Source organism: Rhizobium sp. BR 315, from assembly GCF_050577975.1.
Classification (GTDB): Bacteria; Pseudomonadota; Alphaproteobacteria; order Rhizobiales; family Rhizobiaceae; genus Rhizobium; species Rhizobium miluonense.
Window position 1 is genome coordinate 112380 of sequence record NZ_JARWKZ010000013.1, and the last position, 20147, is coordinate 132526.

Genomic DNA, 20147 nt, shown 5'->3' on the forward strand with positions numbered 1-20147 from the left:
CCGTGCAGCTGCGGATATGAATGAAAATTGAGTCAATAATAATGCCAAATAGATGAAATCGTACGGCAACCAGAAAGATCGAGGGCTATTGGCGACAGGCAATAACCGGAGCAAGCCATGCGCTTTGCATCGGAAAGCGCATGGGGCGCGGCGACATGCTCCCACGTTGATCCTGCTGAAGCCGAAATCTTGCCTCGAAATGCAAAGGGGAGCCCGAATGGGCTCCCCTCAAGCTACGCGTTCTGGAATGCAAGGGTCTATTCGACCGAGTTGAACTTCTTCACCTGGAGGAAATTCACGGCCGAACCGCTGAAGCGTTCCGGGTCGATCGAAGCCGTCTGCATCTTGAAGCCATCGGTATAAACGGCTGTCGGCTGGGCACGGAGTGCCGGGCTTACGAAACGCGGCGCCTTGACCGGACGGTTGGCAATCTCGACGCGGGCCTTTGCGATCGCCCACTGGGAAATCATCTTTTCGGTCAGCCTCGGTGCCGTCGTGATCGTGGCGTGGCCGGCATCTGCGTCAACGGCATCCTGCTTGTTCGGTCGTCCACCCTTGGCTGCGATACCGGCGGCAATCGGACGTTCCTGCGGCCTTGCCGCATCGAAGCTGTCATTGAAACGGCGGCTGCTGGCCTTGACCTCATTGCGGATCGGCGCCAGTGCGGCCACCTGCATCGGCATCTGCTGCGCCGGTCTCTGTTGCGGCAGGACCGACGCAATCGCCTGCGCGGCATCGTTACCACCCGCAGCGCCATTGCTCGGCGGCGCAATCTGATCCTTCGACGCGACGTCGTTAAGCGGCGGGTTTACAGGAGCTTCAGCGCTGGCAACCGATCGATCGGGCCGGCTCTGCTCCAGGGCCGCAACGATCGCAGGCGAAAGCGTATTCGCATCGGCCTGGTCGTCGAGGGATTCCTGATCGGCATTGGCGGAAGCCAAAAGATTTTCCGCAATTTCAGGACGTTGTGCCGGCAAAGGCACGGCCGCCAATTGGCCCCTCATGTCAGCCTCGGCCGACGCCACTTCGGCATCGCCGGGCGCACGGCGCTCAAGCAAGGACGGCACCGGCACGCGATAGGAGCGAAGATCGGCATATTGCTGCTGCTCGTCCGCATCCGGCATGGCTGCAGCAAGCGCAGCCTGCGCATCGTTGCGCGGCGGCGATACGAGAGCGGAGGCGACTTCGCTGCCAGCCGGCTGATTGCCAAAGGCCGGACGAACCTGCGGAACAGGTGCGTTTATGCTCGCAACCTGAACCTGGGGCTGAGCAGCTTGTTGCGTCTGGACAGGGCTGCTGTCGTCGCCATCATCACTCGCGGCCGGAGCCGGTTGGCCCTTGCGGCTAGCCGAAGCAACAGCCACCGGTGCTGCCGCCGTTCCGCTTTCTGCATTGTCCTCTTCTTCATCAGCACCGCCGCCGATGCCAAACAGGCGGGCGAAGAAGCCGCGCCGCGGCGAAGAAGAACTGGCGATCTGGATATCGTCCGACGACATGCGGCGCTTGTAGTCAGCCACGGCCTCCTGATAGCCCGGCAGCGGACGGCCGTCGGCAGGAATGTGCATCGTCTTGCCGTTCGGGAACAGGCGGACGAGATCCTGGCGATCCATGCGCGGCCAAGCGCGCACGCCGCCGACATCCATGTGCACGAAGGGCGAGCCAGATGTCGGGTAATAGCCGACGCCGCCCACCTGCAGCTTCATGCCGATTTCGCGCAGCTTGGAAAGCTTGACGTCCGGAAGATAGAAATCCATCGCATTGCCGAGCATGTGCTGGCTTTTCTTGGCAACGCCGGTATGGGAGGAGCGCGTGCGCAGCATCTCGTTGGTGCCCGGAGACCGGAAACCGCAGATCACGTAGATGAATTCGTGCGAACCGCTTTCGCGGTAGGCTTCCCAGATGAGGTCGAACAGGCGCGGGTTCATCTTGGTCGGCTGGTTCTTGCGCCAGTCGCGCAGAATGCGGTTCAGCTTTTCCAGGCCATCCGGATCGAACTTGCCATTGCGCTTGTAGGTGATGACGGCCTTTTCGCCGGTATGGACGTAATAGATCTTCAGGCTGCGGGTTTCACCGCCAGCCTGGGAGGGTGTGCTAACGAATACAGGGGTAGAAACAGCCAAAGCAAGGAGGCCAACGGCTGCAACCTTGGCCACCTTGCGAAATAAGTCCGAGCACGCAGAAAACCCGCTCAAGCTTTTAGGCTTGGTATTTCCACTCAAATTCGGCAATTCGATCCCCGTCCGACAGACAATGTCGCATCGTGTTCCAAATGGCTGTCAATTGCGGTGACACGATGACAAAAATGCCACACATGATCGCCCTCTTCATACATGGTGAACGATGCACTAACAAGTGCTTTACGACGGGTAACAAAATATGCTTGCTTAAACGTTAAGCTTTCCTTCATGCGGCGCTTTTTTGCGGGTCATCCGGGTCTATCCCGTAATCCTTCAACTTGCGATAGAGAGTCGAGCGCCCGATCCCGAGTTTCCTCGCGACCTGACTCATCTGCCCCCGATAGAATTTAAGGGCGAATCGGATCAACTCTTCCTCGACATCCGCCAGTTTTCGTACATCTCCTGAAGTATTTGTACTGACTATGACATTGTCGGAGCCGGTCGACAGGGCATCGCCGACGGGAAGCGCAGAGGTTGCAGTCATATCGGATGAGACGACGCGCATGCCGCGTTCCATTCGCTCTCCGGCTGCAACTTCCGCGGCGTGAGCCTGCGAATTATCCACAACTAAGGTCGGATGCTCATTGGCGAAATAGCCGGGCAATTGTGCCGCGATTTGCGGAAAATCACTATCAAGCAGCTCCGGCCCTTCGGACAGGACGACGGCCCGGAAGACGGCATTTTCAAGCTGGCGGATATTTCCCGGCCAGTCGTAGGCCGTCAGCAGAGCAAGCGCACTGTTGCTGATCGAGAGCGGATAGTCGAGCTTTTGCTCAAGCGCAAAGCGATCGGCAAAGGCACGTGCCAGATGCGGAATATCTTCCTTGCGGCGGCGCAGCGCCGGCATGGTGATTGGGAAAACGTTGAGGCGATAGTAGAGATCCTCGCGGAACCGACCGGCCTTTACCTCTTCGATCAGGTCCTTGTTGGTCGCCGAAATCAGCCGGACGTTGACCTTCTGCGCGACGCGCGCGCCAACGGTCTCGATTTCACCCTGCTGCACTGCGCGCAGCAGCTTGACCTGGACTTCCAGCGGCAGGTCGCCGATTTCGTCGAGGAACAGCGTACCGCCGTCGGCTTCCATGAACTTGCCGACATGACGCTCGGTCGCGCCGGTGAACGCGCCCTTCTCATGCCCGAACAGGATGCTTTCGACCAGATTGTGTGGGATCGCGCCGCAGTTGACGGTCACGAACGGCTTGCCGGCGCGGTCGCTGGCAGCCTGGATGGCGCGCGCAACGAGCTCCTTGCCGACGCCGGATTCGCCTTCGAGCACAACCGGGATATTCGATTGCGCCGCACGATGCGCAAGATCGATCACGCGCATCATCGCGGGACTTGCCGAGACGATGTCGTCAAAGCTGATGGCGCTGGAGCGCGACTTGCGCCCGGCGCGGGCTTTTGCCTCGCGCTGGTCGAGCTTCAGAGCATTGGCGATCGACGCTGCAATGCGCTCCGGCGAAACGGGCTTGACGACGAAATCGAAGGCGCCGGCCCGCATGGCCTGCACGACCGTATCGATGCCGCCCTGCCCCGTCTGCACGATGACAGGCAGGTCGATCCCCATATCGTTCAGCGCGCTCAGAAACTCGATGCCGTTCATTTCCGGCATCATGAGATCGAGCACGATCACACTGATCTGATCGCTGTTGCGCTTCAGAACTTCAAGGCCGAAACGGCCATTCTCCGCCAGATGGGCAACGTGTCCGTGCCGCTCGATAGCATTTTTCAGCAGACGACGTTGAATCGGATCATCCTCAACAACGAGAATCTGCGCGCCACCCTTGGCGCTATTATAAACGGTCATTGGTGCCTCACTTCATGCGAAACCTGACACGAACATTCGCAGAAAGGCTTGAACATGAAGTTTTGCCAAATCATCGCATTTTAATCATTATGACGAATGTAACAGCGCCTGTGATTCAACCCGTCGGTGTAGGAAAATCAGGCCTTGCAGCAGGCTTTCCGGCCGAATAGACACGATCGGACCGGACGTTTCGAAATAATAAAGCAGAGGAAATATCGCCCATGAGCCCGACCTCGCTCCGTCAATCCCTTAATTTCTCCGCAAGCCAGGCTGCCGCGAGCAGCGCTCTTGGAGATCTGCCCGCCTGGAAGCTCAGCGACCTCTATCCCTCCTCCACCTCCCCTGCCTTTGTCGGCGACATGGAGAAGGCCGGCAAGATGTCGATCGCCTTCGAGGAAAAGTGGAAGGGAAAGCTCACCGAAGCAGCCAACAAGACCGGCGACGCCGGTATCGGCGCCGCCATCAGGGAATATGAGGCGCTAGACGATATCATGGGCCGCCTCGGTTCGTTCGCTGGACTCACCTATTTTTCCAATACTATCGATCCGGCCAACGGCAAGCTCTATGGCGACGTTCAGGCGAAGCTGACGGATTACGCCGCTCACTTGCTGTTCTTCCCGCTCGAGCTGAACCGCATCGACGACGCGACGATGGACGCCTGCATGGCGAGCGACCCCGCCGCCGGCCACTATCGCCCTTGGATCGTCGATCTGCGCAAGGACAAGCCGCATCAGCTGGACGACAAGCTGGAGCAGCTGTTCCTGGAAAAATCCATGACGAGCGCCGCCGCTTTCAATCGCTTGTTCGACGAGACGATGGCGGAGCTGCGCTTCGAGATCGACGGCGAGGAGCATCCGCTGGAAGTCGCCTTGAACATGCTGCAGGAGCAGGATCCGGAAGTGCGCCGCAAGGCGGCCATGGCGCTTGCCGAAACGTTCAAGGCCAACCTGCGCACCTTCACGCTCATCACCAACACGCTCGCCAAGGACAAGGAAATCTCCGACCGCTGGCGCGGCTTCGAGGATATCGCCGATAGCAGGCATCTGGCCAACCGCGTCGAGCGCGAAGTGGTGGACGCATTGGCCGCCGCCGTGCGCGACGCCTATCCGCGGCTTTCGCACCGCTACTACAAGATGAAGGCCAAGTGGCTCGGCATGGAACAGATGAATTTCTGGGACCGCAATGCGCCGCTGCCGGAAACGCCCAATGCGCTGATCCCCTGGAGCGACGCGAAAGACACGGTTCTTTCCGCCTACGGCAATTTCTCGCCGGAAATGGCTGATATCGCCAAGCGCTTCTTCGACGAGGAATGGATCGATGCGCCGGTGCGTCCCGGCAAGGCGCCAGGCGCCTTCGCGCATCCGACAGTGCCGTCTGCCCACCCTTATGTTCTCGTCAACTATATGGGCAAGCCGCGCGATGTCATGACGCTGGCGCACGAACTCGGCCATGGCGTGCATCAGGTGCTGGCCGGCGGCCAGGGCGCGCTGATGTGCCAGACGCCGTTGACACTGGCCGAAACCGCCTCCGTCTTCGGCGAAATGCTGACATTCCGCGCCCTGCTCGACAAGACTAGCGACAAGCGCGAACGCAAGGCAATGCTCGCCCAGAAGGTGGAGGACATGATCAATACGGTCGTGCGCCAGATCGCCTTCTACGAATTCGAGCGCAAGCTGCATACCGCCCGCAAGAGCGGCGAGCTGACATCAGACAATATCGGCGAGCTGTGGCTCTCGGTACAGGCCGAAAGCTTAGGCCCGGCCATCAGGATCTCCGAGGGTTACGAGACCTACTGGGCCTATATCCCTCACTTTATCCACTCGCCCTTCTACGTCTACGCCTATGCCTTCGGCGATTGCCTGGTGAACTCGCTCTATGCGGTCTACCGCAATGCCGAGAAGAGTTTCCAGGACAAGTATTTCGAGCTCTTGAAGGCCGGTGGCACCAAGCATCACTCCGAACTCCTGAAGCCTTTCGGCCTCGATGCCACCGATCCGTCGTTCTGGAGCAAGGGTCTGTCGATGATCGAAGGGCTGATCGACGAGTTGGAAGCGCTAGATAGCAACTGAGATCTCTCGCCTGCTCTGAGAAGAAACAGGTCAGGTATTTTCGCCATAGCAGCACCGCCGCGCGTAGCCCCTCACCCTAACCCTCTCCCCGCTTGCGGGGAGAGGGAACCGGTTCAACATCAGCCGCACTGTCCTCGTTCAAATCACGGGGAGTGGCTGCGGTAACTCCCTCTCCCCGCAAGCGGGGGAGAGGGTTAGGGTGAGAGGCCATGCGCGAAGACGCATCAGGCGCAATCAAGCCTGAGATCGACTGAACAAAAAACTGGACTAAAATCCGCGCATGGCCGACAGCCGACACTACGTCCTCTTCAGGGACGACAGCACAGGACAGATGATGATCTTTGCCGATCCCGCAGAGATCATTACGGCCCGCACGCGTGCGCAGTTCTTCGACGCGCTGGAGCGGTTGGAGAAAGCCAGGCAGGATGGAAAATGGCTGGCGGGCCATATGGCCTATGAAGCCGGCTATCTCTTCGAGGAAAAGCTTGCGGCCTTCGTTGAAGAGGACCGGGAAGCGCCACTGCTCTGCTTCGGGGTTTTCGACGCCCCGGCGGCTGACGACCATCCGCTTAGCGAACCCATGCAGCGCCGCGAAAATCAGGAATTCCTGACCGAGCCGAAAGCCGCCTGGGATTTCCCAATATATAAGGAGAGGTTCGAGAGGCTGCACCAGCATCTCCGCCTGGGCAACTGCTATCAGGCAAACCTCACCATGCCGATCCATGCCCGCTGGAATGGTGACGCGCGGGCGGCCTTCTGGTCGCTGATCGAGCGGCAGCCCGTGAAATACGGTGCGCTCGTCGAACTCGGCGGACCGATTATCCTGTCGCGCTCCCCGGAGCTCTTCTTCCGGACCGATGAGGAAGGCTGGATCGAGACGCATCCGATGAAGGGCACGGCCAAGCGCGGAGCGAATGCCGCTGAGGATGACGAGATCATCGCCGCGATGCTTGCCGACGAAAAGACGCAGGCGGAGAACCGCATGATCGTCGATCTCCTGCGCAACGACATCTCCCGCGTCACCGAGGTCGGCACGCTTGAAGTGCCCAAGTTGTTCGAGATCGAGACCTATCCCACTCTGCACCAGATGGTGAGCCATGTGCAGGCTAAGCTGCTCTCCGGCATGACAATCCGCGACCTTTTTGCAGCACTCTTCCCCTGCGGCTCTATCACAGGCGCGCCGAAGATGCGGGCGATGGAAATCCTGCATGAGCTCGAGGACAGTCCACGCGACGCCTATTGCGGCGCGATCGGCATGATCTCGCCGACTGGCGCCATGCGTTTTTCGGTGGCGATCCGCACGATCACGCTTTTCGAAGACGGCCGTGCGGTGTTCAATGTCGGCGGAGGCATCGTCTTCGATTCGACGGCGGAAGCGGAATATGAGGAGTGCCTCCTCAAGGCGCGCTTCGCCGTGGGGGACCGATGGATCGACCGGTAGAGGATTTTTGCCTGATCGAGACGCTGCGCTACGAGCCGGAAACCGGCTTCGTCCGTCTGCGCCTGCATCTCGCCCGACTGCAGCGCTCCGCCCGCCGCCTTGGTTTCTCGGCTCCGCAAAACGTGCTTGGAAAACTGGAGCATGCGGTTTCCGGCGCCAACGCGCCCTTGAGGGTCCGGCTGACGCTGGATCGCGAGGGACAAACGGCGGTAACGACGGCCCCCTTTACCCCGCTGCCGCCCGATATCGTCTGGCGCGTCCGCATCGCCGCAACCCGGCTCGATTCCGCCGACAAGCTTCTGCGCGTCAAGACCACGCGCCGGGCGGTTTATGAAGTGGCACGCGCCGAATATCGCCCCGACGAGGCGGACGAGGTGTTGCTGCTCAACGAGAAGGGCGAGGTTTGCGAGGGCACGATCACCTCCGTCTTCCTTGATGACGGCCAGGAGATATTGCGCACGCCGCCGATCTCCTCAGGCCTGCTTGCCGGCGTATTGCGCACGGAATTGATCTGCCAGCGCAAGGCCCGTGTCGGACGCATCCGGCTCGACGACCTGAAAGATCGCACTCTTTATGTCGGTAACTCCCTGCGCGGCCTGATCCGCGCGCAACTCCTGTGGAATTGATTGCATGTTCATTCTCTCGCTTACCTACCTCAAGGGCAATGACGAAGCCGACAAACACATGGAGCCGCATATGGCCTGGGTGAAGGAAGGATATGCCAAGGGCTGGTTCCTTGCGTCGGGCCGCAAGGTGCCGCGCACCGGCGGCGTCATCTTCGCCCGTGGCGATCGCGCCGATCTGGAAGCCTATGTCGCCTCCGATCCCTTCACCATCCATGGCGTCGCCGCCTATGAGGTTCAGGAAATCGCCCTCACCACCGTCATCGACGGATTGGAAACCTTGAGAGCCTGATTGACGGGAGACGCCTCTAACCCTATTCCGCTTTGGTCAGCGAAAACCAACCTTGAAGGCAACAAACTCGTCGCATATGGCGTGTATGTTGGCCGCACTTGACTTTGCCCGGCTAACCCTGAACAGCTCTTTATTGTGACATCAAATTATGATTAGAGCCGCTCACCCCGCGTTTTAGCGCAAACTCTGATTGAATTTCGTGAACCGAACGGCGTCCCGCCTTTCGAAGGAGAAAAGAATGACGAAACACAACTATCCGGTATATGCCGAAATTACCGGTCCGATCGTAATGATCGGCTTTGGCTCCATCGGTCGCGGCACCCTGCCCCTGATCGAGCGCCATTTCAAATTCGACAAGAGCCGGATGGTCGTGATCGACCCGCAGATGGATGCCGAGCACCTGGCGATCCTGGAAAAGCATGGCGTCCGTCATATCCAGGAATATGTCACCAAGGACAATTACAAGGATCTCCTGAAGCCGCTCCTGACGGAAGGCGGCGGCCAGGGCTTCTGCGTCAACCTCTCGGTCGACACCGGCTCGCTCGATCTGGTCAAGCTGTGCCGCAAGCTCGACGTCCTCTACATCGACACCGTCGTCGAACCCTGGCTCGGCTTCTATTTCGACAAGAGCCTGAAGAACGCCGACCGCACGAACTATGCGCTGCGCGAAACCATGCGCAAGGAAAAGGAAAAGAACCCGGGCGGTTCGACGGCCGTTTCCACCTGCGGTGCCAATCCGGGCATGGTCTCCTGGTTCGTCAAGCAGGCGCTCGTCAACCTCGCCAAGGATATCGGCGTGAAGTTCGAAGAGCCGGATCAGCACGACCGCGAAGGTTGGGCCAAGCTGATGAAGAAGGTCGGCGTCAAGGGCGTCCACATTGCCGAGCGCGACACGCAGCGCACCAAGCATCCGAAGCCGCTCAACGTCTTCTGGAACACCTGGTCGGTCGAAGGCTTCATCTCCGAAGGTCTGCAGCCGGCCGAACTCGGCTGGGGCACCCATGAAAACTGGATGCCGAAGAACGCCAAGAAGCACAAGAAGGGCTGCCAAGCCGCCATCTATCTGGAGCAGCCGGGCGCCAACACCCGCGTTCGCACCTGGTGCCCGACGCCTGGCCCGCAGTACGGCTTCCTGGTCACGCACAACGAATCGATCTCGATCGCCGACTTCTTCACGGTCCGCGACAAGGACGGCAAAGTCACCTTCCGCCCGACCTGCCACTATGCCTACCATCCCGCCAACGATGCCGTGCTCTCGCTGCACGAAATGTTCGGCAATGGCGGCACCCCGCAGCCGGTTCACCACGTTCTTGACGAGGACGAACTGGAAGACGGCATCGACGAACTCGGCGTGCTGCTCTACGGCCATGACAAGAACGCCTACTGGTACGGTTCGCGCCTGTCTCTGGAAGAGACCCGCCGAATCGCTCCCTACCAGAACGCCACCGGTCTGCAGGTGACCTCGGCCGTTCTCGCCGGCATGGTCTGGGCACTCGAAAACCCGACCGCCGGCATCGTCGAAGCCGACGAGATCGACTACAAGCGTTGCCTCGAAGTGCAGCTGCCCTATCTCGGTCCGGTTGAGGGTCATTACACCGACTGGACCCCGCTCGACGGCCGTCCGGGCCTGTTCCCGGAAGACATCGACGCGAAGGATCCCTGGCAGTTCAAGAACATCCTCGTTCGCTAAAAGGAATAGCATTCGCGAAACGCAATGCTCGAATGCCCGCACAGGTCGTGCGGGCATTTTTGTTACGCAAGCGGGATAAATCAAGCAGTTGCCTTCTGACGCCTTGCTTTAACCCAATAGCCGCGCCATCTTTCTCGCAACCGACACGACACCACTCCGCCCTTCATCGCGGGAGACCTTTATGAAGCTCAGAACCACCCTTTCCCTCGTTGCTGCCGCAGCAGCCCTGTCCGCCTGTGTCGATTTCGGCGGATCGAGACCGCCTCCGATGACAATGAACTCAGGTGCACAGTCGCGGACAAACTCGGTAGAAGGCAGCTGGGCCGATTCAAACGGCCTGAATTCGACGTTCAATGCCGGTCGGTTCGAGACGCACACGACCGACGGCACGAACCAGCAGATGGCTTCGGGAACCTACACGACCGACCCCTCTGGCGTGATCCAGATCAATCTCTATTCGAACATCAAGCGCACCAGCTCCAAGGTGAATTGCTTCATGGCGAACCCAGGTCAACTGAACTGCACCTCCGAGACGGGCGGACACTTCTCTCTCAATCGCCAGGGCTGAACGGCCCGGGCGGACGGATAGGGCACAATGCGCGGGATGATGGTTCTCTATCTGGCCCTCATCGCAGCCCTGCCCGTCGCCCTTCTGGCGATGGTCGTTCCCGTCAACAGCTATCGGGCTCAAGGCATCGAGGCACTCGATTGCGACGGGCCGATGAGCGTTCTCATGTACGCCGTGCCAGCCCTGCTGATCTATGGCGCCGGCGCGATCCTGCTTTATCGGGATCGCCGTCGGCGTTTTCATGTCGTCGCAGCACTCTGCTGCCTGCTCGTTTTCTGCTCCCTCGGCTGGAAGGTTGCCTCGGCACTACGGGAGTCCTATGGAAGCGCCTCCATCGAGGCATGCGCCTCCTCGTAAAATCCTAATGAAGCCAACAGCTTTTGCTTGCACTCGCTCCGCCGTGATGAAAACATTCGCGAGGGACCGCCATGGGGCATGGGCGGACCGGATTGCAACGACGAACAGGAGAGACAGATGAAGCAGCCCTTCGGAGCGGGTCTTTTGGCCGCCACGCTGCTGGCGCTCAGCAGCAGCGCCGCCTTCGCGGACTATCAGCTCAATATCCTGCACTTCAACGATTTCCATTCGCGCGTGGAGTCGATCAACAAATTCGATTCGACCTGCTCCGCAGCCGAGGAAGCCAAGAACGAATGCTTCGGTGGCGCGGCGCGGCTGAAAGCCGCCATCGACCAGAGGCGCGCAGCTCTTGCCGGCCAGAATGTGGTGGTGCTCGACGCCGGCGATAATTTCCAAGGCTCCCTGTTCTACACGACCTATAAAGGAGCAGCCGAAGTCGAGTTCATCAACGACATGAAGATCGACGCCATGACCGTCGGCAATCACGAATTTGATGATGGCGAAGGTCCGCTTGCCGCCTTCCTCGACAAGGCCCAGTTCCCCGTCGTGACTGCCAATCTGGTGATCGACGACCAGTCGAAGCTTGGCAATCGCATCAAGAAATCGATCGTTCTCAACATTGGCGGGCAAAAGATCGGCATCGTCGGCGCCGTGACCACCGAAACGCCCGAAGTCGCCTCCCCTGGCCCACATGTCAAAGTCACCGACGATGCCGCCGCCATCAGCGCCGAGGTGGACGCGCTGAAGTCACAAGGCATCAACAAGATCATCGCGCTCACCCATGTCGGCTATCCGCGCGATGTCGAAAAGATTGCCAAGATCGCCGGTGTCAGCATCGTCGTCGGCGGTCACTCGCATACGCTGCTGTCGAATACGGATCCGAAGGCGGCCGGCCCCTATCCGACCATGGTCGACAATCCGGCAGGCTACAAAGTGCCGGTGGTTCAGGCCGCGTCCTACAGCAAATATCTCGGCGATCTTGTCGTCACTTTCGACGACAATGGCGCGGTCAAGGACGCCAAGGGCGACCCGATCCTGCTCGATGCCTCCATCAAGCCAGACCCCGCCATTGCCGCCCGCGTCCAGGAAATGGCCAAGCCGATCGAAGAGCTGCGCAAGAAGGTCATTGGCAACTCGCAGGCTCCGATCGAGGGCGCGCGCGAAATCTGCCGCGTGCAGGAATGCTCGATGGGCAACCTCGTCGCCGACGCGATGCTCGACCGCACCAAGGGGCAAGGCATTTCCATCGCCATCCAGAACGGCGGCGGCCTGCGCGCCTCCATTGGCGCCGGTGACGTCAGCATGGGCGACGTGCTGACCGTGCTGCCCTTCCAGAACACGGTCGCGACCTTCCAGCTGACCGGTGCCGGCGTGAAGGCAGCGCTCGAAAACGGCCTCAGCCAGATCGACGACGGTGCCGGACGCTTCCCGCAGGTTGCCGGTCTCAAATACAGCTTCGACAAATCCAAGCCCGCTGGCAGCCGTCTTGTATCCGTCGAGGTGCAGGAAGGCACGGAATTCAAGCCGCTGGACCCGGAAAAGACCTACGGCGTCGTCAGCAACAACTACATGCGCGCCGGCGGCGACGGCTACACGGTCTTCGCCAAGGATGGCAAGAATGCCTATGATTTCGGCCCCAATCTGGAATCGGTGGTCGCCGACTATCTTGCCGCGCACAATCCTTACAAGCCCTATACGGACGGTCGCGTAACTCAGGTCGCCCCAGCTCAGGCGGCAGCACAGCCGGAGCCGGCAAAGCCCGCCGATACCAAGCCGCAAGCCGCACCGGAGCAAAAGCCGGCACCGGCCGCTGCCGAAAGCACCGCCGCCGCGCCCGCAGCGGCGCCTGCCTCTTCGGCTCCCGCCATGACCACGCCAAGCACGACCATGCCGGCAAACCCGACGCCTGCACCAACCGTTCCGGCAAATTCGGATCCGGCAAAGTCGGCGCCTGCGACGTCAGCCCCCGCGGCTAAAACACCGGCTCCCGCGGCTGAAACGCCGGCCGCTTCCGCACCGGCGGCCACAGCTCCGGCAGCCGCCGCGCCGCAAGCCACGGTCAGCGAACCGCCGAAAACACCGACGACGCATGTCGTCGTCGCCGGCGACACTCTCTGGAATCTCGCCAAGACCTACTACGGCAGCGCCAAGCAATGGCACAAGCTTCTGGCCGCCAACCGCAACATCAAGCCGCATCATCTGTCGGTCGGCGAAAAGTTGAGGATTCCAGCCGAGTAAGGACGATTTGTCTCGCATATCCCAGCCGGTCCGGGCTTCCCCGGGCCGGTTTTTGTTCCTATGTGAAGTGCTTCGTATCTTGAGAGGAATTCAATCGATGACAGCAAACCCGACCGCGCTTCCGTCCGATCACCCAAGCGTGAAATACGGCAAGGTTGGCGTGCTGCTCATCAACTTGGGAACACCCGACGGCACCGACTATGCCTCGATGCGCCGCTACTTGCGCGAGTTTCTGACCGACCGCCGCGTCATCGAATGGTCGCGCTGGAAATGGTACCCGATCCTGTTCGGCATCGTGCTCAACACCCGACCGCGGAAGGTCGGCAAGGCCTATGAGACGATCTGGAACAAGGAGAAGAACGAAAGCTATCTGCGCACCTATACGCGCAACCAGTCCGATCTGATGGCCGAGCGCCTGCGCGACCTGCCCAATGTCCGGGTGGATTGGGCGATGCGTTACGGCCAGCCCTCGATCGCAGACCGCATCCAGGCGCTGAAGGATGAGGGATGCGAGCGCATCGTGCTCTTTCCGCTCTATCCGCAATATGCGGCAGCAACGACGGCAACCGTCAACGACAAGGCGTTCGAAAAGCTGGCGACGATGCGCTGGCAGCCGGCGATCCGAACCGTGCCGCAATATCACGACGACGAGACTTATATCGAAGCGCTTGCCAGCTCCGTGACCCGGCACCTCTCGACGCTGGACTGGCAGCCCGAAAAGATCCTCGCCTCCTTCCACGGCATACCGATGTCCTACTTCAAGCTGGGTGACCCCTATTATTGCTTCTGTCAGAAGACCGGCCGCCTGCTGCGCGAGAGACTTGGTCTTTCAGAGGATCAGCTTACGGTCACGTTCCAGTCCCGTTTCGGCCCGGAGGAATGGCTGCAACCCTACACCGACAAGACGGTGGAAGAGCTGGCCAAAAACGGCACCAAGCGCATCGCCGTGCTCAATCCGGGCTTCGTCTCGGACTGCCTGGAGACGCTGGAGGAGATCGCCGAGCAGGCAGCCGAATCCTTCCATCACAATGGCGGCGACAAGTTCACCCATATTCCCTGCCTTAACGACAGCGAAGACGGCATGAACGTGCTGGAAAAGGTCGTGCGGCGAGAGCTGCTCGGCTGGGTTTGAGAACCCGCCGGCAGCAATGCCGGCGATGCAGGTCTATTGAAGCTGCGGCTTCTTGAGGAAGCTGCCGCGATCGCCAGATTTGACGCGCAGCCAAGCCTCGCGGCCGTCGCGCAGCACCCGCATCGGGATCTCGGCGCCCGCCGGTCCGCTCTGCCATATCTTGCGGTAGAAATCGGCGAGCCCGTCGACCTCCCCATCGCGAACCTCGGAAATGACGTCGCCCCGGCGTAACCCTGCCTTGGCCGCAGGCCCGCCTTCAGTGACGCTCATGACGACGACCTCGCCGTTGCTTTCCGCGGAAAAAGCGCCAAGCCAAGGCCGCGGCGGCTTGTTGACCCGGCCGCGCTTGATCAGGTCGTCCAGGATCGGAATCAGCAGGTTGATCGGCACGATCATGTTGATGTCGGCACTGTCACCATTCTGGGTCGCCATCTGCAGGTGCAGCGAACCGATGCCGAGGAGCTTGCCATCCTCGTCGAGAAGCGCAGCTCCGCCCCACGCGGGATGGGCCGGTGCCGTGAAGATCGCCTCGTCGAGCAGATATTCCCAATAGCCGGCGAATTCCTGCTTGGCGACGATCTTCGCCTCGACGAACTGGCCGATCCCGTCGGCGACGACAACTTCATCGCCGATCTCCGCCTTGCTGGCATCGCCGAATTCGAGGGCTGGCACGTCGAGCGGGCCGAGCGCCTGCACCAGGCCGAACCCGGTTTCCTGATCGTAAGCCAGGGCATGGCCAGGCACCACGCGACCGCTATTGGTCGTCAGCCAGACCTCGTCCGCTTCGGTGATCAGATAGCCGATCGTCAAGACCAGGCCGTTTCCCCGGATGACCACACCGCTGCCTTCCCTGCGGATGCCGAGCGTTGTCGCCGTAAAAGCATCTTCCGGAATTGACGCGTGTACGGCCACGACCGACCGCAAGGTCCTATCTATGTTCATAGCCTCACCCCGATGATCCGCAATGGCTTGGCTCGAAAGGCTGCGTGGCAGCGGAGCCGGAAATTCACTTGATAAGGTATGAAGATCAATCGTCCGGCGCAAGACCTTGATCGCGATAGATTGATCGAACCATGCCGCCGCGGCAGGCTTGAACACCCGTCGCAGCCCCATTCCTCACTTGCCGAGAACATGCTAACCCACCACATCTGATTGAGCTGCTGCCTCCTATGCTCGGCCGAGCGTTAGAGGCAGAACGGCGGCGATTTACGCGACGCGGCCCCCGCTGCAGGCGGGCGCGTCCATGGAGGAGTTCGATGGTGGTCGGTGGTTTCAGCATTGTTGTGATTGCCCTGGTGGTCTTGGTCATCCTGGTGCTGTTTGCGGGCATCAAGACCGTGCCGCAGGGCTATCGGTACACGATCCAGCGCTTCGGCCGCTATATCCGAACACTGGAACCGGGGCTCAACCTGATCGTGCCCTTCATTGACACGATCGGCGTCCGGATGAACGTGATGGAGCAGGTGTTGGCCGTTCCAACCCAGGAAGTCATCACCAAGGACAATGCAAGCGTCTCCGCCGATGCGGTGGCTTTCTTCCAGGTGTTGAATGCGGCGCAGGCCGCCTATCAGATCACGAATCTCGAAACCGCGATCCTCAACCTCACCAAGACCAACATCCGTACCGTCATGGGTTCGATGGATCTGGATGAGCTTTTGTCCAACCGCGACGCCATCAACGAGCGATTGCTGCGCGTGGTCGATGAGGCGGTGGAACCTTGGGGCATCAAGGTGACGCGCGTCGAAATCAAGGACATCCAGCCGCCGAAAGATCTGGTCGACGCCATGGGCCGGCAGATGAAGGCCGAGCGTGAAAAGCGTGCCCAGGTTCTGGAAGCGGAAGGCCTGCGCAATGCGCAGATCCTGCGTGCAGAAGGTGCCAAGCAGGCCGCCGTCCTGCAGGCCGAAGGTCAGCGCGAAGCGGCCTTCCGCAATGCCGAGGCCCGCGAACGTCTGGCCGAGGCCGAGGCGAAGGCGACCCGAGTGGTGTCCGAAGCCATCGCCGAAGGCAACGTGCAGGCGATCAACTACTTCATCGCGCAAAAATATACCGAAGCCCTGACCGCGATCGGCTCGGCCGGCAATTCGAAGATCGTGCTGATGCCGATGGAAGCCAGCGCCATTATCGGCTCGCTCGGCGGTATCGGCGCCATCGCCCGCGAAGTTTTCGGCGACAATGGCGACGGCAACGGCGCGCCGCAGCCTTCCCGTCCGCGCTCAGGCTCCACACGCACCACGCCGTCGATCAATCCGCTGACATCAAAGGAGAGCTGAGATGTTCGACAGTCTCGTCGTCGAGCTCGGTCCCTGGAGCTGGTGGCTGGTCGGTCTGGTGCTGCTTGCCGCCGAGTTGATCCTGCCGGGCTTCTTCCTTGTCTGGATCGGGCTTGCCGCCATCATCGTCGGGGCCTTGTCGCTGCTCTTCTGGACGAGTGCCTTCTGGGTCTGGCAAGTGCAGGGACTTGTCTTTGCCGCTACGGCCGTGATCGTCACCCTGCTCGGCCGCCGCTATCTCTACAACAACAACCAAGTCACGGACGAGCCCTTCCTGAACCAGCGCAGCGCCGGCCTGGTCGGGCGCACGGCAACGCTCGATCAGCCGATCAAGGAAGGCCGGGGACGCGTTCGCCTGAACGATACCTATTGGACGGTCAGCGGGCCGGACTTGCCGGTCGGCACCCGCGTCAAGATCGTCGCCAGCAACGGTCGAGAGCTCACGGTCGAACCCGTCTGATCAGGCCACACCGATCCGCAGCAGATCGTGAAAATGCACGACGCCGATCGGCCGCCGTGCGTCATCGATGACGATAAGCGCCGAGATATTGTGGCGATTGAGCACGGCCATGGCGCTCGTCGCCAGTGTCGTTTCCTTCACCGTCTTCGGATTGCGGGTCATCACCTCGTCCACGCGCATATCGGCAAGGCTGGTGCCGAGATTGCGGGCGATATCGCCATCGGTGACGATGCCGCACAGACAGCCGTCGTCGTCGATCACGCCGACGCAGCCGAAACGCATTTTTGAGAGCGTCATCGCTGCTTCCGGCATGCCGGTGCCAAGGCGAACCAGAGGCACGCGGTCGCCCTTGTGCATAATATCGGCGACATGCGAGAGGCTGGCACCCAGCTTGCCGCCAGGATGGAAGGTGCGGAAATCCTCGGCCGTGAAGCCGCGCGCTTCTAGCAGAGCCACGGTCAGCGCATCGCCAATGGCCAATTGCAGCAGCGTCGATGTCGTCGGTGCCAGTCCGTGCGGACAGGCTTCCTGCTCCTTGGGCAGCAGCAGCACCACATCCGACTCACGCGCGAGCGTCGAGGTCTCGCCGGCGGTGATGGCGATCATCGGGATGGAGAAGCGGCGGGAATAGCTGATGATGCCGCGCAGCTCGGCGCTTTCACCTCCCCAGGACATCGCAATGATGACGTCGTCCTGCGTGATCATGCCGAGATCGCCGTGATTGGCCTCGACCGGGTGGACGAAGAAGGCTGGCGTGCCTGTGGAGGCCAGACTTGCGGCGAGCTTGTTGCCGATATGGCCGCTCTTGCCGACACCGGTGATAACGACGCGGCCGCTGATGTCGCCGATGATCTCCACCGCGCGGCTGAAAGGCTCGGCCAGACCGTCGCTCAGCGCATGTTCCAGCGCTTCCATACCCCGTCTTTCGGTCTCGATCGTTCGCATCGCGGACTCGATCGCGCCGTTCTCGACGAATTTCACAGCTCTCTTATTCATGAGGGAGGCCTAACGCTTTTCCGCAAATCTGTCCACCGTAGATCGACCTGTGCCAACAGCGCGGTGCACTGCTCGACCTCGATAATATTGCCGCTGCGATCCGCACAACCGCTCTTCAGCAACCAAGCGTTAACCACACGGCTTTACACTTGGGTAAGGATTTATGCATTTCCAGCAAGGTCAGATATAGACAACATGAACATCGGCAAGAACAAGGCGGGTAAAAGTGCCCTCCGGCTGACGGCATGGGCGACATCCGCCGTGCTGGGCTGGAGTGTCGTATTCGCCGCGCCGATGTCTGCCGACGCCCAGGCACTCGCACCTGACCAAGGCCTCGACGATCCGTTGGCACTACCGAGCTCAAGCACTGCGCCCGACCGGACGGCAGCATCAGCAGCCGATGCGCAGGCGGCACAGTCCGCGAACCAGGTCTCCAGCACCAATGCGGACGCGCCACCGAACATGCGCCTTCGCCTCGAGGGCGTCGATCCGACCACGACGGGCTCCACGCTCGGCGACGATCTGCGCCGCGTCAACTCACGCGAGCCCGCCATCGATGGCTTGAGGACGCGAGCGCATCCCGATCGCGCCGATGCGCAAGGCATACCGCTCGGCACGTTCACCCTGCGCCCCTCGGTCAATCAGTCCATCAATATGGAGCGGAATAAGACCGGCTCCACCGAGAACAACCGCACCTTCCTGCAGACGGACCTGCGCAGCACGCTGACATCGGATTGGGATCGGCACGCCTTGACCATCACCGGCGAAGGCGTCTGGCAGAAGAACCTCAGCGGCGCCGGCGCGGAACAGCCGGTGGTCACGATCAATGCCGACCTGCGGCTCGACCTTCCCGCCAACACCACCGCCCACGTCACCGCCGGCTACCAATTCTATCGGGAAGATACCAACGACCCGAACGCCATAGCCGGCGCTTCGAAACAGTCCGCCGTCAATCAGTTCTCCACCGGGCTCTCGCTGGAACGTGACTTCGGCCTGCTACGCGGCACGACCGCCGTCGCGCTGACCCGAACGGTCTATTCCGATGCCGTGCTCTCTGACGGGACCCAGGTCACACTCAGCGACCGCGACCAGACGGCCGGCACATGGCGCGGCCGCATCGGTTACGAGCTCTCGCCGGTGATCATTCCCTTCGTAGAAGCCGACCTCGGCGTCGCGGTTTACGACCAGACGCGCGACAGCAACGGCTATGCCCGCTCGAACCAGAGCTATGGTGGCAAGGCCGGCGTCGAATTCGATCTCGGCGAAAAATTGAAGGGCGAGCTCGGCTTCGGCTATCAGCATACGGAATTCGACGATGCGCGCCTTGCCTCGATCGACTCGCCGACGATCGACGGCAGCCTCGCCTGGTCGCCGCAGCGCGGCACCGATGTCAGCATCGGCCTTTCCAGCACGGTTCAACCGTCGACCACGCCCGGCCTGGGCGGCTATACCGCTTACCGCCTCACAAGCACCGTGAGCCATCAGCTGCGCGACGATCTCACCGCCAAAGTGACGGGCGGAACGATCTGGCGTGATTATCCTTCCGGCGGCAGTGTGGCCGACGAGACCGAATATGACGCAGCACTCGGCCTGACCTGGGGGATCAACCGCTATCTCGATCTGACGGGCAATATTGGCTACCAGCTGACCACCAGAAAAGCCGGCGACGACACGCGGCAGCTCCAGGCCGGTGTCGGCTTGACGGTGAAGCGCTAATCGCGCCGCGATCCCCATCGAAACCTGTCCGGTTCTACAATGAAAAAGCCCGGCATAGCCGGGCTCAGACCGCTGACAAACCCGTCGATATTTTCGGCGGGTTTTGTGTTTGCGGATTGATGCTTTTGAGAAGGTGGCGTTTCGATTTTGTTGAAACGGCCTGATCTGCTCAGGCCATGCTTGGCTTTGGCGCCTTTGTGAGGGCCATTGCGATCTTCTTGATGTTCTGGGCGGCGGCAGCCAGCAGGCACTGGCATCTGACGCACACGAGACTTCGGAAGCGGGCGTATCGGTGACCGTGGAGTTGC

General features: G+C 60.8%; 15 protein-coding genes and 2 pseudogenes. 12 read left to right on the forward strand and 5 right to left on the reverse strand.

Annotated features, from left to right (window positions below; translation table 11 throughout):
* Positions 1–257 precede the first annotated feature (257 nt).
* From QD409_RS15765 to QD409_RS15775, 3 genes and pseudogenes are all read right to left on the reverse strand, one after another.
* On the reverse strand, positions 258–2228 hold the full coding sequence (locus QD409_RS15765) for a DUF882 domain-containing protein (RefSeq protein ID WP_092850767.1): 1971 nt from the start codon (positions 2226–2228) through the stop codon (positions 258–260).
* A gap of 175 nt (positions 2229–2403) precedes the next feature.
* Positions 2404–2625: pseudogene (locus tag QD409_RS15770) on the reverse strand (helix-turn-helix domain-containing protein); the annotation flags it as partial.
* A 107-nt stretch (positions 2626–2732) separates the two neighbouring features.
* Positions 2733–3984 (reverse strand): annotated as a pseudogene (locus QD409_RS15775) (sigma-54-dependent transcriptional regulator); the annotation flags it as partial.
* Positions 3985–4205: 221 nt separating this feature from the next.
* Here QD409_RS15775 and QD409_RS15780 point away from each other — a divergent pair.
* From QD409_RS15780 to hemH, 9 genes are all read left to right on the forward strand, one after another.
* The gene (locus QD409_RS15780; protein WP_430763056.1) at positions 4206–6053 is read left to right on the forward strand and encodes a M3 family oligoendopeptidase; all 1848 of its coding nucleotides are present in this window, start codon (positions 4206–4208) and stop codon (positions 6051–6053) included.
* A 280-nt stretch (positions 6054–6333) separates the two neighbouring features.
* Positions 6334–7494, forward strand: a complete 1161-nt coding sequence (locus QD409_RS15785; protein WP_430763057.1) for an aminodeoxychorismate synthase component I — start codon at positions 6334–6336, stop codon at positions 7492–7494.
* A complete protein-coding gene (locus QD409_RS15790; protein ID WP_092850778.1) occupies positions 7479–8120 on the forward strand; it encodes an aminotransferase class IV family protein in 642 nt (213 codons plus the stop codon). The genes QD409_RS15785 and QD409_RS15790 overlap by 16 nt, the downstream gene beginning before the upstream one ends.
* A 4-nt stretch (positions 8121–8124) precedes the next feature.
* On the forward strand, positions 8125–8409 hold the full coding sequence (locus QD409_RS15795; protein ID WP_092850780.1) for a YciI family protein: 285 nt from the start codon (positions 8125–8127) through the stop codon (positions 8407–8409).
* Positions 8410–8647: 238 nt separating this feature from the next.
* Complete coding sequence (locus QD409_RS15800) at positions 8648–10099, forward strand: homospermidine synthase (RefSeq protein WP_430763058.1); 1452 nt, start codon at positions 8648–8650, stop codon at positions 10097–10099.
* 181 nt (positions 10100–10280) lie between these two features.
* Positions 10281–10667, forward strand: coding sequence for a hypothetical protein (locus QD409_RS15805; protein WP_092850785.1), 387 nt, complete (start codon positions 10281–10283; stop codon positions 10665–10667).
* Positions 10668–10694: 27 nt separating this feature from the next.
* Positions 10695–11024 carry a hypothetical protein gene (locus QD409_RS15810; protein ID WP_092850790.1) on the forward strand — a complete coding sequence of 110 codons (330 nt, stop codon included), beginning with the start codon at positions 10695–10697 and terminating at the stop codon, positions 11022–11024.
* A 117-nt stretch (positions 11025–11141) separates the two neighbouring features.
* Positions 11142–13262: a 5'-nucleotidase C-terminal domain-containing protein gene (locus tag QD409_RS15815; protein ID WP_092850794.1), complete on the forward strand. Its 2121-nt coding sequence runs from the start codon at positions 11142–11144 to the stop codon at positions 13260–13262.
* Positions 13263–13359: 97 nt separating this feature from the next.
* Complete coding sequence (gene hemH / locus QD409_RS15820) at positions 13360–14394, forward strand: ferrochelatase (protein WP_092850798.1); 1035 nt, start codon at positions 13360–13362, stop codon at positions 14392–14394.
* A gap of 33 nt (positions 14395–14427) precedes the next feature.
* Here hemH and QD409_RS15825 read toward each other — a convergent pair whose 3' ends face one another.
* Positions 14428–15336: a S1C family serine protease gene (locus QD409_RS15825; RefSeq protein WP_092850850.1), complete on the reverse strand. Its 909-nt coding sequence runs from the start codon at positions 15334–15336 to the stop codon at positions 14428–14430.
* A gap of 314 nt (positions 15337–15650) precedes the next feature.
* Here QD409_RS15825 and QD409_RS15830 point away from each other — a divergent pair, with 314 nt between their 5' ends.
* Together QD409_RS15830 and QD409_RS15835 are read left to right on the forward strand one after the other, a co-directional pair.
* Entirely contained in the window at positions 15651–16667 is a 1017-nt protein-coding gene (locus QD409_RS15830; protein WP_092850805.1) for an SPFH domain-containing protein, read from the forward strand.
* A 1-nt stretch (position 16668) separates the two neighbouring features.
* Positions 16669–17127 (forward strand): NfeD family protein, encoded by a 459-nt coding sequence (locus QD409_RS15835; RefSeq protein WP_092850807.1) that lies wholly within the window; start codon positions 16669–16671, stop codon positions 17125–17127.
* Here QD409_RS15835 and QD409_RS15840 read toward each other — a convergent pair whose 3' ends face one another.
* Positions 17128–18123: a KpsF/GutQ family sugar-phosphate isomerase gene (locus tag QD409_RS15840; protein WP_092850809.1), complete on the reverse strand. Its 996-nt coding sequence runs from the start codon at positions 18121–18123 to the stop codon at positions 17128–17130.
* Positions 18124–18318: 195 nt separating this feature from the next.
* On the opposite strand from QD409_RS15840, the gene QD409_RS15845 reads away from it, so the two are divergent.
* Positions 18319–19839 carry an outer membrane beta-barrel protein gene (locus QD409_RS15845; protein WP_092850811.1) on the forward strand — a complete coding sequence of 507 codons (1521 nt, stop codon included), beginning with the start codon at positions 18319–18321 and terminating at the stop codon, positions 19837–19839.
* Positions 19840–20147 lie beyond the last annotated feature (308 nt).

Bases quoted from the DNA above. Each gene is read 5' to 3' on its own strand.
- QD409_RS15780 (WP_430763056.1), top strand. From the start codon at position 4,206: ATGAGCCCGACCTCGCTCCGTCAATCCCTTAATTTCTCCGCAAGCCAG.
- QD409_RS15785 (WP_430763057.1), top strand. From the start codon at position 6,334: ATGGCCGACAGCCGACACTACGTCCTCTTCAGGGACGACAGCACAGGA.
- QD409_RS15790 (WP_092850778.1), top strand. From the start codon at position 7,479: ATGGATCGACCGGTAGAGGATTTTTGCCTGATCGAGACGCTGCGCTAC.
- QD409_RS15795 (WP_092850780.1), top strand. From the start codon at position 8,125: ATGTTCATTCTCTCGCTTACCTACCTCAAGGGCAATGACGAAGCCGAC.
- QD409_RS15800 (WP_430763058.1), top strand. From the start codon at position 8,648: ATGACGAAACACAACTATCCGGTATATGCCGAAATTACCGGTCCGATC.
- QD409_RS15805 (WP_092850785.1), top strand. From the start codon at position 10,281: ATGAAGCTCAGAACCACCCTTTCCCTCGTTGCTGCCGCAGCAGCCCTG.
- QD409_RS15810 (WP_092850790.1), top strand. From the start codon at position 10,695: ATGCGCGGGATGATGGTTCTCTATCTGGCCCTCATCGCAGCCCTGCCC.
- QD409_RS15815 (WP_092850794.1), top strand. From the start codon at position 11,142: ATGAAGCAGCCCTTCGGAGCGGGTCTTTTGGCCGCCACGCTGCTGGCG.
- hemH (WP_092850798.1), top strand. From the start codon at position 13,360: ATGACAGCAAACCCGACCGCGCTTCCGTCCGATCACCCAAGCGTGAAA.
- QD409_RS15825 (WP_092850850.1), bottom strand. From the start codon at position 15,336: ATGAACATAGATAGGACCTTGCGGTCGGTCGTGGCCGTACACGCGTCA.
- QD409_RS15830 (WP_092850805.1), top strand. From the start codon at position 15,651: ATGGTGGTCGGTGGTTTCAGCATTGTTGTGATTGCCCTGGTGGTCTTG.
- QD409_RS15835 (WP_092850807.1), top strand. From the start codon at position 16,669: ATGTTCGACAGTCTCGTCGTCGAGCTCGGTCCCTGGAGCTGGTGGCTG.
- QD409_RS15840 (WP_092850809.1), bottom strand. From the start codon at position 18,123: ATGAATAAGAGAGCTGTGAAATTCGTCGAGAACGGCGCGATCGAGTCC.
- QD409_RS15845 (WP_092850811.1), top strand. From the start codon at position 18,319: ATGAACATCGGCAAGAACAAGGCGGGTAAAAGTGCCCTCCGGCTGACG.